General features: G+C 73.2%; 15 protein-coding genes. 3 read left to right on the top strand and 12 right to left on the bottom strand.

The window, feature by feature from the left end; genetic code table 11:
* Nucleotides 1-15 precede the first annotated feature (15 nt).
* Complete coding sequence (locus OG521_05050) at nt 16-1,953, top strand: DUF2264 domain-containing protein (GenBank protein ID WUW20189.1); 1,938 nt, start codon at nt 16-18, stop codon at nt 1,951-1,953.
* 21 nt (nt 1,954-1,974) lie between these two features.
* Here the strand turns inward: OG521_05050 and OG521_05055 are convergent, their stop codons facing one another.
* From OG521_05055 to OG521_05100, 10 genes are all read right to left on the bottom strand, one after another.
* Entirely contained in the window at nt 1,975-2,565 is a 591-nt protein-coding gene (locus OG521_05055) for a GAF domain-containing protein (GenBank protein ID WUW20190.1), read from the bottom strand.
* On the bottom strand, nt 2,562-3,131 hold the full coding sequence (locus OG521_05060; protein ID WUW26574.1) for an ATP/GTP-binding protein: 570 nt from the start codon (nt 3,129-3,131) through the stop codon (nt 2,562-2,564). The genes OG521_05055 and OG521_05060 overlap by 4 nt, the downstream gene beginning before the upstream one ends.
* Nucleotides 3,132-3,351: 220 nt before the next feature.
* Nucleotides 3,352-3,723 carry a DUF742 domain-containing protein gene (locus OG521_05065; protein ID WUW20191.1) on the bottom strand — a complete coding sequence of 124 codons (372 nt, stop codon included), beginning with the start codon at nt 3,721-3,723 and terminating at the stop codon, nt 3,352-3,354.
* A 2-nt stretch (nt 3,724-3,725) separates the two neighbouring features.
* Nucleotides 3,726-4,160 carry a roadblock/LC7 domain-containing protein gene (locus OG521_05070; protein ID WUW20192.1) on the bottom strand — a complete coding sequence of 145 codons (435 nt, stop codon included), beginning with the start codon at nt 4,158-4,160 and terminating at the stop codon, nt 3,726-3,728.
* A 7-nt stretch (nt 4,161-4,167) separates the two neighbouring features.
* A complete protein-coding gene (locus OG521_05075) occupies nt 4,168-6,081 on the bottom strand; it encodes an ATP-binding protein (GenBank protein WUW20193.1) in 1,914 nt (637 codons plus the stop codon).
* 314 nt (nt 6,082-6,395) lie between these two features.
* Nucleotides 6,396-7,391 (bottom strand): esterase family protein, encoded by a 996-nt coding sequence (locus OG521_05080; protein WUW20194.1) that lies wholly within the window; start codon nt 7,389-7,391, stop codon nt 6,396-6,398.
* Entirely contained in the window at nt 7,388-8,101 is a 714-nt protein-coding gene (locus OG521_05085; protein ID WUW20195.1) for a C39 family peptidase, read from the bottom strand. The genes OG521_05080 and OG521_05085 overlap by 4 nt, the downstream gene beginning before the upstream one ends.
* A gap of 165 nt (nt 8,102-8,266) precedes the next feature.
* A complete protein-coding gene (locus tag OG521_05090; protein WUW20196.1) occupies nt 8,267-9,268 on the bottom strand; it encodes a winged helix-turn-helix domain-containing protein in 1,002 nt (333 codons plus the stop codon).
* 129 nt (nt 9,269-9,397) lie between these two features.
* Nucleotides 9,398-10,663: an MBL fold metallo-hydrolase gene (locus tag OG521_05095; protein ID WUW20197.1), complete on the bottom strand. Its 1,266-nt coding sequence runs from the start codon at nt 10,661-10,663 to the stop codon at nt 9,398-9,400.
* A 111-nt stretch (nt 10,664-10,774) separates the two neighbouring features.
* The gene (locus tag OG521_05100; GenBank protein WUW20198.1) at nt 10,775-11,215 is read right to left on the bottom strand and encodes a PPOX class F420-dependent oxidoreductase; all 441 of its coding nucleotides are present in this window, start codon (nt 11,213-11,215) and stop codon (nt 10,775-10,777) included.
* Between the two features lie 253 nt (nt 11,216-11,468).
* Between OG521_05100 and OG521_05105 the strand changes: the two genes are divergently transcribed.
* Together OG521_05105 and OG521_05110 are read left to right on the top strand one after the other, a co-directional pair.
* Complete coding sequence (locus OG521_05105) at nt 11,469-12,677, top strand: glutamate dehydrogenase (protein WUW20199.1); 1,209 nt, start codon at nt 11,469-11,471, stop codon at nt 12,675-12,677.
* 214 nt (nt 12,678-12,891) lie between these two features.
* Nucleotides 12,892-13,482 carry a TetR family transcriptional regulator gene (locus OG521_05110; protein WUW26575.1) on the top strand — a complete coding sequence of 197 codons (591 nt, stop codon included), beginning with the start codon at nt 12,892-12,894 and terminating at the stop codon, nt 13,480-13,482.
* Between the two features lie 94 nt (nt 13,483-13,576).
* Here the strand turns inward: OG521_05110 and OG521_05115 are convergent, their stop codons facing one another.
* Entirely contained in the window at nt 13,577-14,578 is a 1,002-nt protein-coding gene (locus OG521_05115; protein ID WUW20200.1) for a hypothetical protein, read from the bottom strand.
* 111 nt (nt 14,579-14,689) lie between these two features.
* The gene (locus OG521_05120; protein WUW20201.1) at nt 14,690-15,016 is read right to left on the bottom strand and encodes a hypothetical protein; all 327 of its coding nucleotides are present in this window, start codon (nt 15,014-15,016) and stop codon (nt 14,690-14,692) included.
* Nucleotides 15,017-15,106: the final 90 nt, after the last annotated feature.

Raw genomic sequence — 15,106 nt, forward strand, 5'->3', positions numbered from 1 at the left:
AGGAGCAGCACCACCATGTCCGTCGCCCCGCATCTGCACCTGCCGCCGACCGACCGGGTCCTGTCGTCACGCACCGGCTGGACCCGGGCGCACTGGGAGGCGACCGCCGACCGGATGCTGGACGCGCTGACGCCGTACGCGACCCCCGGGTTCGCGCAGTACCGGCTGCCGGGGCGCGGCAGCTGGTCGGGTGTCGTCTCCGACGGTCTGGAGGGGTTCGCCCGGTCGTTCCTGCTCGCCGCCTGCCGCATCGCGGGCGCGGGCGGGGCGGTCGACCCCGCCCTGACCGAGCGGTACGCCGCCGGGCTCGCGGCCGGGACCGACCCGTCGAGCGGGGAGGCGTGGCCGCGGCTGACGGACTGTTCCCAGCAGATGGTGGAGGCGGCGTCGGTCGCGGTCGCGCTGCACGAGACCCGGCCGTGGATCTGGGACCGGCTGGACGCCGGGGTGCAGGAGCGGGTCGTCGACTGGTTCTCCGGTTTCGTCGGCGGCCGCACCTGGGACAACAACTGGCGGCTCTTCCAGGTGGTGTCCGAGCAGTTCCTCGCCTCGGTCGGCGCTCCGTACCGTGCGTCCGACATCGAGGAGGGGCTGGACAGGATCGAGGACTGGTACGTCGGTGACGGCTGGTACACCGACGGGGACGGCCGCAACTTCGACTACTACATCGGCTGGGCCATGCACCTGTACCCGCTGCTGTGGGCGCGGATCGCCGGTCCCGGCGGCGACGGCGGCCGGGCCGCGGCCTACCGGCAGCGCCTCGGCCGGTTCCTGGAGGACTATCCGTACTTCTTCGGGGCCGACGGCTCCCCGGTCCACCAGGGCCGTTCCCTCTCCTACCGGTTCGCCGCGCTGGCCCCGGTCTGGATGGGCGCCCTGGCCGGCTGCACCCCGCTCGCCCCCGGCCTGACCCGCCGGCTCGCCTCGGGCACGCTGCGGCACTTCGTGGAGCGCGGGGTGCCGGACGAGCGGGGGCTGCTGCCCCTCGGCTGGTACGACACCTTCCTGCCGTCCACCCAGCCCTACTCAGGTCCGGCGTCACCGTACTGGGCGAGCAAGGGCTTCCTCGGGCTGCTGCTCCCCGCCGACCACGAGGTGTGGACCGCGCGGGAACTCCCGCTGCCCGTCGAGGAGTCGGACACCTACACCGCCCTCCCCGCGCCCGGCTGGCTGCTGCACGGCACCCGGCACGACGGCATCGTCCGGCTGGTCAACCACGGCAGCGACCACAACCCGCCTGCGCCCGGCGCGGCGGACATCGAGGCCGGCACCGATCCGGACCTGGGCGCGGGCGAGGACGATCCGCACTACGCGAAGCTCGCGTACACGACGGCCACGGCACCGGAGTCCGCCCCGCACGCCCTGGCCAGGACCATCGACGGGCACCTGGCGCTGCTCGCCCCGGACGGCACCCCGTCCCGGCGCCGCCGGATCCATCCGCTGCGCTGCGAGGACCGCGTCGCCGCCTCCTGGTCGGCCGCGCGGCTGCCCGGTGACGACCGTGCGTACCGGATCGCGACGACGAGTGTGCTGCACGGCCCTTGGGAGGTGCGGGTGCACCGGGTCGAGGCGCCCGAGGGTGCGGTGGTCCGGGAGGGCGGCCACGCGGTCGCGCACACGGAGAGCCCGTTCGCCTCGTCCGGACCCGACTGGGCGCTCGCGCGCACGGCCGAGGGGCTGACGAGCGCGGTGGTCGCGCTGTACGGATGGGACGGGGGCCCGGACGGGGCCGCCGTGGCGCGTGACGTCGAGTCCAACGCGTACGGTCCGCACTCGGCGATCCCGTATCTGCGCAGCGCTCCCCGGCCGGGCGGCCGCAGCGTGCATGTCTCGCTCGTCGTGCTCTCCCGCGACCGGGTCCGTCCCGAGGCGTTGCGCACGGCCGTGCGGGTGCGGGTGGACGGCGACGCGGTGGTGCTCACCTTCCTGGACGGGCGGACGGTCGAGGCCTGAAGGCGGGCTCGGGGGGCGGGTTCAGAGTCCGAGGATGTTGTCCTCCCGCCGGTGGATGTGCCCGACGAGCTCCTGCGCCAGGGACTTGATGGTGTCGAGCCCCGCCCGCCCCCACGGGCGGGGCACGATGTCCACGGCGCAGACGGCGCCCAGGGCGATGCCCGTGCGGTCGATGAGTGGCGCCCCGAGGTAGGAGCGGATGCCTATGTCGTCGACGACCGGGTTCCCGGCGAAGCGGGGATAGTCGCAGACGTCCTCCAGGACCAGCGCCTTGCGCCGGACGACGACGTGCGGGCAGTAGCCGTGGTCGAGCGCCACATACCGCCCGCCCCGGCCGCTGCCCGCCGCCGCGGCCCCCAGGTCGGAACCCTTGCGGGTGCCCGCCGGGGTGTGCAGCCCGGCGTAGAACTGGCGGTTCCCGTCGATGAAGTTGACCATCGAGAAGGGCACCTCGGTCACTTCGGCCACCCGGTCGGCGAAGGCGTCGAAGTTGTCGAACGAGGCGTCGGGCCGCTCCCCCAGGCCGAGGCTGCGCAGCCGCTGGGTGCGGACCCGGGCGTCGCTGTCGACGGGGGTCAGCAGCAGCCGCCCGAGGGTGTGCGAGGTCGTCACGGACGGGCTCCGTAGCTTCCGTGGCCGGAGAGCGGGGCCGGTTCGGTGGTGGCGTTGATGAGGTGCTGGACCAGGGTGACCAGCGCGCCGGTGCCCGAGCTGGCGATACGGGCGTCGCAGAGGACGACCGGCACCTCCGGCGCCAGGTCCAGGGCCGCCCGCACCTCGTCGGGGCCGTAGCGGAAGGCGCCGTCGAACTCGTTGACCGCGACGATGAACCCGATGCCGCGCCGCTCGAAGAAGTCGACGGCCGCGAAGCACTCCTCCAGCCGTCGGGTGTCCGCGATCACCACCGCGCCGAGCGCGCCCTGCGAGAGCTCGTCCCACATGAACCAGAAGCGCTCCTGTCCGGGGGTGCCGAACAGATAGAGCACGTGCTGCTCGTCCAGTGTGATGCGGCCGAAGTCCATCGCCACCGTGGTGGAGGTCTTGGACTCGATGCCCTCCAGGCTGTCGGTCGCCGCGCTGACCTGGGTCAGCAGTTCCTCCGTGCTCAGCGGGGCGATCTCGCTGACCGCACCGACGAACGTCGTCTTGCCGACCCCGAAGCCGCCCGCCACCAGCACCTTGAGTGCGACGGGAAAGCCCTCGGGGCTGCCCGGGGCCTGCGCGTACCCGAACGTGCCGGTGCTGTCCGCGTATCCCCCGCCGGCCGGCGGGGCCGCGTACCCACCGCTGTCCGAATGGTGCGCATGGTCGGCATACCGTCCGTCTCCCGGGCCGTCCGCGTAGCCGACGGGTCCGGGGCTCGCGGTCCCCGCGTACGGGGCGGAGCCGTCGAAACCGTCAGAGCTGTCGTCGTAAGCCATCGAGCACTGCCTCCAGCAGGGATCGGTCGGTGGGCATGTCATGGAAGGCGGGCGGGTGCGCGGTCACGGCGCCGCAGTCGACCAGATCCGAGAGCAGGACCTTGGTGACGACCGCGGGCAGCCGCAGATGCGCGGCGATCTCGGCCACCGATGTGGGGCCGCCGCACAGCCCGAGCGCCACCGAGTGCTCGGGCCCGAGATGGGTCTGCGGGATGGCCCCGGTGGCCATCACGAGGGAGAGCAGATCGAGCACGGTCGTGGGACGGGTCCGCCCGTTGCTCACGGTGTACGGGCGGATGAGGCGGCCTGCCGCATCGTCGAGCAACGGCCCGTCCTGCGTGGCCGGCACGGTCACAGCCCCGTGGCGCCCGGCACCCCGGCCGCTTGTCTCGTCGGTGTCATGAGATACGGCCGGACGCTCTTGACCAGCATGGTCATCTCGTAGCCGAGCACGGCGGCGTCGGCGTTCCGCCCGGCGAGTACCGCCAGACAGGTGCCGGAGCCGGCCGTGGTGACGAAGAGGAGCGTCGAGTCGAGTTCCACCACCACCTGGCGGACCTCTCCGTTGTCGCCGAAGCGGGCGCCGGCGCTGCGGCCCAGCGAGTACAGGCCGGCGGCCAGCGCCGCCATGTGGTCGGCGCTGTCGGCGTCCATGCCGTGGAGGGATTTCACCAGCCCGTCGGCGGAGAGCAGGACCGCGCTGCGCGTGTAGGGCACGCGCTGTACCAGGCCGCTCAGCAGCCAGTCGAGGTCCGAGACCTGACCGGACGGCATATCGGTCGCCATGGTGCATCTACTCCTTGGTGGTGTTCACGTTGGCTTCGAGTGGTTCCTGGTCGCTGTGGAACGCGCCGGCGCCGAGGAGTTCCACGGGTGCGGCGCCGCGTACCGGCAGCGGGTCCAGGGGGTGCCGGGTGTCCGGCGCGGGGTCCTGGACCGCGAATCCGGGGACGTCGTCCGCACCGGGCTCGTCCTCCGTCTCGGCCCGCGCCTCGGCGAGGTCGATGCCCCGCCGGAAGGCCGCCACCAGACCCGGGTCGTGCAGGGTCGGCTCCTCCTCGCTGCGTGGCGCGGGAGCCTCCCTGAGCTGCGGGACCAGGTGCTCCTGGTTGGCCCGCCGGGGAAGCTGGGGGCGGCCCATCGTGCCGCGCACGACCCCGGTCTCCTGGGGCAGGGCCGGTACCGCGTCGTCCACGGCGCGGATGCCGGGGCGGGTATCGGCCGGTCCGGGCCGGTCGAGGCGCTCGGCACGCAGCGGAAGCGGGGGGCCCTCGCCCTGACGCGGTGTCTGCTGCCCCGGCCGGTGCATCCGGAGCTGCTGGTTCGGTACGTAGGCGCGGCGCTCCGGTTCGGGAGCGGGGCCGGGTTCCGGGGCCGGGACGCGCCGGTCGGCGGTGTCGTCCTGGGGCGCCGGGCGGTGCGCGGGGCCGAGTGGCGGGACCGGGGCGCCGCCGGCCTCGCCGGATGCGTCCTCGTCGGCCCCGAGCAGGGACTGCGGGAGGACGAGGACCGCCTGGGTGCCGCCGTAGATGTTGCTCTGCAGCCGTACGGCGATGCCGTGCCTGCGGGCCAGCGAGGCCACGACGAACAGACCGATCCGGCCGTCCTGGAGGAGCCGGGCGACATTGACCTGGTCGGGATCGGCGAGCAGGGCGTTCATCCGCTTCTGCTCGTCGCCCGGCAGGCCGAGGCCGCGGTCCTCCACCTCCAGGGCGAGGCCCGCGGTGACGCGCTGGGCCCGGAGCAGGACCTGGGTGTGCGGGGCGGAGAACACGGTGGCGTTCTCGACCAGTTCGGCGAGGAGGTGGATCACGTCGGCCACGGCGTGCCCGCGGAGCGTGCCGTCGATCGGGGGCACGAGCTTGACCCGCGGGTACTGCTCGACCTCGGCGATGGCCGAGCGCAGCACCTCGGTCATCGTGACCGGGTTGCTCCACTGCCGCCGGGAGACGGCGCCGCCGAGGACGGCGAGATTCTCCGCGTGCCGGCGGATGCGCGTGGCCAGGTGGTCGACGTGGAAGAGGCCCTTGAGCAGATCGGGGTCCTCGACCTGGTGCTCCAGCTCGTCGAGCAGCTGGATCTCCCGGTGCACCAGGGACTGGAGGCGGCGGGCGAGATTGACGAAGACCTCGACCTTCTGGTCCTCGCCGGTGTGCTCGGTGAGCCGGGCAGCCTGGACGACGGCGGCGACAGCGCTCTCCTGCTGGCGTCCGAGTTCCTGGGCCAGCAGTTCGAAGCCGTCGCTGCCGGGTGCCACGGGCTGCGGGGGACGCCGCGCGGGCACGGGTTCGCCGTTGCGGAGCTGTTCCACCACCCGTTGCAGATCGGCCTGGCCCTGCGCACTGACCCGGCGCAGGGCCAGACAGCGGCCGAGGACGGTGGTGGCGACCCGGTTGGCCGCCAGGAAGGCGGCGGCCATCGCGGCGATCGCGAGCGCGCCGGCGGAGCCGAGCGCCACCCAGAGCTCCGTGGACGGCCGGACGGTGCCGGCCCGGGCGGTGAAGATGACGGCAGCGGCGCCGGCCAGGGCGACGGCGACGGCCGGCAGCACTGCGGTGCGCAGGAGTTGGGGGCGTATACGCGCCTCGGGGGACGGCCGGGCAGCGCGCGGTCTGGCCGCGGCCGAGTGGGAACGGGGACCCGGTCGGCCGTGCCGCCCGCCCTCTCGTCGTTCCGGTCGCGCGTCGGGTGCGCGAAGTTGAGACATCAGCGTCCTCGGTACGTGGGGCACCAGGAATCGGCATTCATGTGGTGACACCTACGGTGGTCGGTCATTCTCGGGTCATCGGCCGGGCAGGCTCGGAAAATATGAGCCCACCGTTGATCACCGGGCACACACGGTAGTCGCCCACTGCGAGGGTGCGACGTGGAGTTGTGGAACTTGCCCACCATCCGTCCCGCTCTGGTATGACCTCTCGCACAAGAGCCCGATTACGCCGGGCGGTTGGACGGTGTCCCGCACACGACACGGCAAGCCCCCTCGACCGCCGTCGAGGGGGCTTGCCGTGGGTGCCGGGTGCGCTACGCCTTGCGGAGCCGGGCGATGATGCCGTCGAGGTCGCGGAGGAACAGGGGGACGCGGAAGAGGTGTCCGCCGGGCTCCTCGTACCACTCGTGGGCGATGCCCGCGTCACCGAGGCGGGCGCGGAACTCCCGCTGGCCGGCGAGCACCTGGTTCTCGTTGACCTGGTCGAACCAGTTGACGGGATCGGGGCTGGTGCCCGCGACCAGGAAGACCCGCTTGTTCCGGTAGCTCTCGATCCGCTCCACCGGGTTGTCCGCGCCGACCCTGGCCTCGTCCCACAGCGGAACGCCGTAGACCGTGCCGCCGGCCAGTTCGACGGCCGCCGACGAGGCGTTGGCCCAGTGCGTGACCAGTCCCGCGTCCCGGCGCAGGCTGGCCGGTCCTGAGTGGGCGCTCACCGAGGCGAAGTGGCCGTAGTACTTGGCCGCGTACTTCAGCGCCCCGAAGCCGCCCATCGAGAATCCGGCGACGGCCCGCCCGTCGTACTCGGCGTAGGTACGGAAGTTGGCGTCGATCCAGGGCAGCAGCTGGGCGATGTGGAAGGTCTCCCAGTTCCTGGGGCCGGCGTTCGAGCTGACCGGGTTGGAGTACCAGCCCGCGTGTCCGCCGTCCGGCATCACGACGATGACCGGCCTGCCGGCCGTCCACTCCCGGACGCCCGCCCGGTCGAACGTGATGAAGTCCTGGTCCGTGCCGCCGCCGTGCAGCAGGTAGAGCACCGGGTAGCGGCGTCCGCCGGTGTGGTAGCCGTCGGGAAGCAGGACGTTCACCGCGGGGTTCCAGCCGATCGCGTCGGTCGCGAACCGGTACCACCACATCCGGGGGTCGCTCTCGCCGCGTTCCACGATGCGCAGCCCGAAGCCGTCTCCGGCTGCACGGGCCGCCGGGGCGGTGGCGAGGACGTTCCCGGCGCCGAGCGCCAGCGCCGCGGAGATACCGCCCACCGCCCTGATGACGCTTCTGCGGCCGGGCGGCCGCTCCTCACCGCTCATGCCGAATAGCCCTTCGGCGGGATCAGCGTGGCAAGCTGGTCGAACGAGATCCAGTAGATCTGGTTGCCGCTGAAGGACGCGGGGTCGGCGATGAGGACGGTGCGGTCCACCTCGTCGTAGCCGAAGACGGTGAAGTAGTGGTAGATCGTCTGGTCCGACGGATAGCCGGGGGGCTGGTTGCCGGGCGGGGCCACGATGTTGGTCACCAGCGGGTAGTTGCGGTCGATGTCGAAGACGATGTCGTACCAGAGCAGGTCCCGCTGGGCCTGGGTGGGCGGGTCGTTCGGCATTTCCTTGGTCTCGTACCAGCCCCCGCCGAGGTTGGCGTTGAGCACGCCGGTGACCTGGCCGATGTGGTCGGTGCCCGCCTCGGTGGTGCCGAGCTGCCAGGCCAGATCGCCCTGGCTGGGCGGGGCCATCCGGGCGGAGAGCGCGATGCGGGTGGCGGCCGGACCGCACCAGTAGCCGGTCTCCTGGACCTGGTAGTCGATCTGCAACCAGTGGGCGCTCTGCGTGCGTCCGGCGTCGACCTGCAGCCGTGTGCCGGGCCTGTTGTGCCCGCTGACGACGGCCGTGCCGGCTTTCGAACCGCCGGCGAGCACGGAGACGGACGGGACACGGGGTGCGGCCGATGCCTGGGCCAGGGTCGGCTGGAGGAGGGCCCCGACGGCGGCGACGGCGATCGCGGTGGAGACAAGTCTCTTGCGCATGAAGGCTCCTGACGAGGGTGGGGGGTGCCTTGCGGGCAGAAACGGCTTCCGGCTTCGGGGAAGCGCTCGGCCGTGCGGTACGTCAGGGATCAGCGTCGTCGTCGCCGTGCACACGAGGCAAGCGCCGAAAGTTCAGGCTTACGACCGGAGTTGGGGAAGCCGCCCTCAGCGGCCTCGCTGCTCGGCGGCCAGCAGGGCGCGCCCTTCGGCGGTGGCGACGTGGAAGGACCGCCCGGCCCTGCGCACGGTGGCGACCAGGCCCGCCGCCCGCAGCACGTTCAGGTGCTGGCTGACGGCGGGGTGCGTCACGTCCAGGAGCCTGGCCGCCTCGACGGTGGAGCAGCCGGTGCGGGTGGCGCGCAGGATGCCCGCGCGGGTGTGTCCGAGCAGGGGTCCCAGCGGACCGGAGCCCTCGGTGTCACGGGACCCGGGGGCGGCGGGGGCCGGCACGGCCCAGTCCGGGGCGTGGTGGATGGGGTAGACGAGGACGGGCGGCAGGTCCCCGTCGGCCAGGGTGATCGGCGTCGGCCAGCAGAAGAACGAGGGCTGCAGCACGAGACCCCGGCCGCGCAGCCGCAGCTGCTGGTCGACGGGGTACGTCACTTCCAGTACGGGCGGCCGCCAGCGGAACTGCGGCCCGAGGCCCGCCAGCAGTCCCTCGGTCCCGCCGTCGAGGAGGCTGTGCAGCCGGACGGCCCGGTCGGCGTCGACGTGGGCGTGGACGCGCTGCCAGTACGGTGCGAGGGCCTCGCGCTGGTACGTACGCAGGGCTCCGCCGAGCCGCTGCAGGGCGTCGGCGTCACCACCGGCCAACGAGCGGACCCAGCCGGGTGGCTGGAGCGAGGAGGCCAGGTGCGCGAGATCGGTGCGCAGCCGTGGGCGCGGGGTGCTCAGGAGGGTGTCCACGGCCGCGTGCAGCGTGGCGCGGTCGCCGGACGTGGGGGTGAGGAAGTCCGGCGAGTAGCCGCGCGGGGGCAGTAACGAGGACAGCAGCCGGGGGCCGTCGGAGAGCCTCGGCCGCACCCAGCGGCGCCAGGCGCCGAACACGCGCTCGCCGTCGCGCCGTTGCAGGGTCTGCACGCTGTTGCTGATCTCCCAGAGGAAGTCCGGTCCGGGAGCCACCCGGACCCGTGCCAGGTCCTCGGACGTGAAGTGCACCCGCAGCATGGTCGCTCCCCGGGGAAGTGAGCATCTGCGCGCAGCGTACCGCCGTTCGAGTGCCGATCCACCCCGTGGGCCGGCCGGGCGTCCGCACCCGCGGGGCGGGGACGGTATCCGGCCGCGGGCCCCGGGCGGTCAGGCCCGGGCGGCCCGGTCGTGGTCGAGGCCGGGCGCCGCGACGGTCTCCGTACCGCCGGGAAGCTGGACGTGCACCGGCGGCCAGTTCCCCCATCCGGGGGCCGGCTCGGCCGCCACGCCGCGCCACCAGGGGTCGACGGCCGGCGGGTCGGCGGGCTCGAAGGGCTGGCCCGGCCGCGGGGACGCCATCGTCACTCCGGCGACCTGGGTGGCGCGCATCGACCATTCGGCGGGTTCGGCCCACGGGTGCAGGGCGAGGTTGAACGTCCCCCAGTGGATCGGCAGCATGACGCCCGCCGACGGGTCGCCGCCCTGGAGGTCGAGATGGGCCTGGACCCCCTCGTCGGGGCTCATGTGAATGTCCGGCCACGCTCCCGGCTCCGGCTTGCTGTCCGTCCGGTCCTTGGGCCAGTACTGGCTGTACGCGCCGATCTGGATCATGGTCGCGTCGAAGGGGCCGTGCTCGGCGCCGATCTCCGTGAAGCCGGGGAAATAGCCGGTGTCACCGCTGTGGTAGATCCGGTGCTCGGGCCCGGCGACCGCCCAGGACGCCCAGAGGGTGTGCTGCTGGTTGCGCAGACCGCGGCCGCAGAAGTGCCGGGCGGGGGTGGCGGTGAGGCTGATCCCGGCGACGGTCGTGGACTCGTTCCAGTCGAGCTCGTGGATCCGGTCGGCCGGCACGCCCCAGCGCTCCAGGTGCGCGCCGACGCCGAGCGGCACCGCGAAGACCGTGGCCGTGTCCGCGAGGGTGCGGATGGTCGGCAGGTCGAGGTGGTCGTAGTGGTCGTGCGAGATCACGACCACGTCGACCGGGCCGAGCGTGCCGAGGGGCAGCGGCGCCGGGTGCACCCGCTTGGGCCCTGCGAAGGCGAAGGGGGAACAGCGCTCGCCCCAGACCGGGTCGAAGAGCACCCGCCGGCCGTCGATCTCGGCGAGCACGCTGGAGTGCCCCATCCAGGTGATCCGCAGACCGGAGGCGGGGGGCTGGGCCAGGTCGGCGAGGGTCGTGGCGTGCACGGGCACGGTCCCGGTCGGGGCCCTGAGGACCCGCTCCTCCTTGCGGAAGTAGACCTTGGCGAACTCCAGCGCGGATCCGGACGGTCTGGTCCGGGCGCCCACCGGGTTCTGGAAGACGCCGTCGGCGAAGTTGGGGGAACGGCGGATGCGCTCCATACGGGCTCCGCCCGGGTCGGCCCCGAAGGCCGCGGGACGCAGCGCACGCAGCCGGGTGCGGAGCGGAAGCTTGGAGTCAGCGCCGGTCACAAGATCTCCTGAGGGAGTCGGTGTCGTCTCATTATGGACAGCGGGTACGACAGTGCGAGAGCGGAGCGGCCAACGGGATGGCGCCCACGACGCCGCCCCGGGAGTGCCGTGTCAGCCACGCGGCTGCCCGTACACGTGCTCGACGTGGAGCCGCAGGACGATTCGCCGGTCCCTGACCATGGCTGCGCGGAAGTCGTCCCAGTCGGGGTGCTCGCCCTGGGCGTCGCGGTAGAGCGTGATCAGCTCCTCGACGGTCGCGTCGTCGGGGTCGGCGGCCACCGGGCTGAGGTCGGCCCTGCCGTCCACGACCGTCCAGGCCCAGCGGTCCTCGCTGGTCACGTGGTAGCTCGCCCTCGGGTCCCGGAGGAGGTTCCGGGTCTTCGCCCTGCCTTCGGTGACCGAGACGCGGACGATGTGCTCCTGCGGGTAGTACCAGTGGGTGACGTTGGACAACTGAGGTCTGCCGTCCCGCCTGAGCGTGACCAGTACGCCGCCGTTCCCCTCGGTGAGCAGCCGTAGCAGCGACTCCTGCTGTGCGTCGAATGCCGTCATGCCGGATGCAACGTCCGACGCGGCCCCAGGATTCCGCATCCGGCGTCCCTCTCGTCCCTGATCCGGCTGCTGCGGGCGGCGGAGCGGTGCGGCGGGAAAGGCCTCGTTGACAGGGTGCCGCCATCACCGGATACTGAATGGCCATTCAGTAAGAGATCGTCGAGCCGGTACCGGGGGCGGCGGGTCCGCTCCCCCGGACACCACGGCACCGCCCCGGGCCCGCCCCGATCGCAGTGACCGAGGAGTACCCCCGATGACGACGACGCCGGTGTCCCCGCCCGCCCCGCTGATCTCGCTGACCTGGACGGACCACGTCACGGGCCGCGAGGGACACCTCGTCGTCGACCGGCTGGTGCGCGGGGTGGCCAGCGGCGGGCTGCGCATGCGGGCGGGCTGCACGCTGGACGAGGTCGCCGGCCTGGCCCGCGGCATGACCATGAAGGAAGCCCTCCACTTCGACGCGGACGGGGCCGGTGCCCGCTACATACCGCTCGGCGGTGCCAAGGGCGGCATCGACTGCGACCCCCGCGACCCGGCGGCGTACGGCATCCTGGTGCGCTACCTGCGGGCGGTGCGGCCGTACGTGGAGAACATCTGGACCACCGGCGAGGACCTCGGGCTCACCCAGGACCTGGTCGACCGGGCCGCCGCCGAGGCCGGGCTCGTCTCGACGGTCCAGGCGGTCTATCCGCTGCTCGACGACGAGGCCGGGGCCCGGCGCCGGCTGGCCGACGCCTTCGCCGTCGAGGTGGACGGCATCGGCCTGGACGAGCTGGCCGGCGGCTGCGGGGTCGCCGAGTCCGCGCTCGCCGCGCTGGACAGGGCCGGCGTCGCCCACCGCGACGCACGGGTCTCCGTCCAGGGGGTGGGCACGATGGGCGGGGCCACCGCCAGGTTCCTGTCCCGGGCCGGGCTGCGCGTGGTCGCCGTCGCCGACGTCAAGGGCACGATCGCCAATCCGGCCGGCCTCGACGTCGAGGCGCTCCTGGCCGCCCGTGACTCCTACGGCACGGTGGACCGCGCCGCGCTGCGCGACACCGACCGGGAGCTGCCCGCCGACGCCTGGCTGGCCCAGGACGCGGACGTGCTCGTCCCCGCGGCCGTCTCCTACGCCGTCGACCTCACCAACCAGGCCAGGATCACGGCCCGCTGGGTGGTCGAGGCCGCGAACATGCCGGTCCTGCCGGAGGCCGAGGAACGGCTCACCGCGCGCGGGATCACCGTGCTGCCCGATGTCGTCGTCAACTCCGGTACCAACGCCTGGTGGTGGTGGACCCTGTTCGGCGATATCGGCGCGGACGCGGACGAGGCCTTCGCGCACATCCGCCGCTCGATGCGCGCTCTCATCGACCTCGTGCTGGCCCGCGCCGCCGCGGACGGCTGCACGCCGCGCGCGGCGGCGCACGCCGTCGTCGCCGACCGGCTGCCGGTGATGGCCGAGCGGTTCGGCTGGTACCGCTGACCGTCTGTGCCGCCGCGTCGCTTCGCCCCGCCCGACTGCCTGGTCCTCCGGCCCCGGGTGACCGGCGAGTTGCGTTTCCGTTCCGGTCACCCGCGACACCGCACCGCCCCGGCCCGGTCGCGGGAAGGGTGCGGAGTCGGTAGCGTGCCCGCCCCCGGCCTGCCCGGGAACGGGCATTGGTTAGGGTGAAGCCGTGGCAAGGGTGCGGTTGGGAGTGGCCGAGCGGCGCGAGGAGTTGCTGCGCGCTGCCGTCGAGCAGATCGAGGTGCGGGGTGTCGCCGCGGTACGGATCGCCGACGTCGCGTCCGTGCTCGGGGTCAGCAACGCCCTGGTGCTCTACCACTTCTCCACCAAGGAGAAGCTCGTGGCCGCCGCCTTCGCGCACGCCGCCGAGGCCGATCTCGCCCATCTGCGCAAGCTGTTGAGCCGCCGCACCACGGCGGTCCGCCGACTGCGCGCCGCCGTGCGCTGGTACGCGCCGACGGGCCAGGCCAAGGGCTGGCGGCTGTGGATCGAGGGCTGGGCGGCCTCTCTCCGCGACCCCGCCCTGCGCAACGTGGCGGGCGATCTCGACCAGCAGTGGAAGGCGGAGCTGGCCGAGGTCATCGAGGAGGGCGCGGCCGCGGGCGAGTTCCAGTGCGACGACCCGATGTCCGTGGCCTGGCGGCTGACCGCACTGCTGGACGGTCTGGCGGTGCAGATGACGTCGTACGCGGGTCCGCTGTCCCGGGCCACGATGCTGGAGTGGACCGAGGAGGCGCTCGCCCGTGAACTGGGCATCGACCACGAGGCCCTGACCGCCTGAAGCCCTGGCCCGTCCCAAGCCCCCCTTCCTTGGCGCTCTCCTTCCCGGACACTCTCCTTCCCTGAAGCCCTCGTTCCCGAAGCCTGGCCGCCGGTCAGGTCTGGCGCAGGGGTGCGTAGGAATCGCCGTCGAGCCCGAACGTCCACGCGACGCCTTCCTTGGCGGTCCGGGTCCTCGGCGGCACGCGCAGCCAGTACGTGCGGCTGGTCCCGTCCGGCTCCGGAGTGGAGTTGACCACCTCGACCATGGCCACGTCCTCGTCACCGTCGAGCGATATCCGCCAGAGGATGCCCGTCTCGTCCCGGTGGACCGGTTCGGCGCCGGACTCGGTGAGGTAGCGGTCGTATCCGTAGAACTCCAGCATCACGCGCCGCAGTTCCGCGTTCTCCTCGGCCCGGATGCGCTCGGGGGTCAGTGCGCCCAGCTCCGCGAGGAACGCTGCGGGGACGGGCATGCCGCGCCAGGCGTACAGCACGAAGCCGTCGCGGTAGGCGAGCGCGGGCCCCTCGCCGCAGTCGAGCCGGCCCGCCTCGTCGCGGTGGAGCGCCTCGGGGCGTTCACTGATGACCACGGTGCGCTCGTAGGGCCACCACCAGCCCGCGTTCCTCGCCACTGCCGCGAGGCCGTCGAGCCGGTCGCCCCGGCCGTCGAACGCGGCGAGCCAGGCCGCGTCGTGCTGGCCCAGGACCGCGTCGAGCAGCACCAGCCGGACAGCCGACTCGTCCTCGGGCTGCACGGCGAGACCGGCCACGACACCGGCCCGTATCCGGTCGGCGAGCGCGGACGTGGTCTCCCAGAGCTGGGCCCCGGTGGCGGACCACAGCGCGGACCAGCCGGCCGGACCCAACTCGTCGTACATCCGGCGCCGTTCCTCCGCCCAGGGCCGGGTCCGTACGTCCTCACGCACCGAGCGCCCCGGGTCGGTCAGCTTCCCCACCGCCTCGACGGCGGCCCTGGGCGAATCGGCCCAGACGAACTCCTCCGGCTCGGCCAGACCGGCGCTGCGGTAGGCGAGCCGCACCCCGTCCTCGGCCGCGGCCCGGTCCGCCGCACCGGTCGCCGCCGCCACGGCCCGCCATGAGTCCACGTACTGCATCGGTTTCCCCGTCCCCTGTTCCTGAGTTGCTGTGCTTCCACGCGTATGCGCGTCGCTTCTGTATGCCGCGTTCGGGACGCCCGGTGCGCCCGCGGGTGTTCCCGCTTCGGCTCAGTCCGCGACGATGCGGACCGCGCCCGGTGCGTACTCGCGCTGGCGCACCACCCGGAACCAGCCCTTCGGCAGCGAGATCACCGCGTGCTCCTCGTGGACGACGCGGCCCCCGTCGGGGAGATGGAGCAGCATGGGACCGAACACCCCGCCCTCCCGGATCAGCCGGCCCGGGCCCGGCACCGCGTGCGCGTGTCCGGTGACCTCGCCGAGCGCGAGGACCAGCCGGCCGCGCCCGTCGCGCAGTTCGCCCGGTGCCTCCAGGAGGTTCGCGGGCACCGCGGACTCCTCCAGCGCCATGATCAGTACGTCGCCCTGCCGGTACACAGACGTCTCCCCTCCGCACCGGCACCCGCTGTGCCGGCCACACGGAAAACGCTACGGCGGGGGTCTGACAACCGGCCGGTGCGCGCCGTC

Origin of the sequence: Streptomyces sp. NBC_01463, from assembly GCA_036227345.1 — a bacterium.
Lineage (GTDB): Bacteria > Actinomycetota > Actinomycetes > Streptomycetales > Streptomycetaceae > Streptomyces.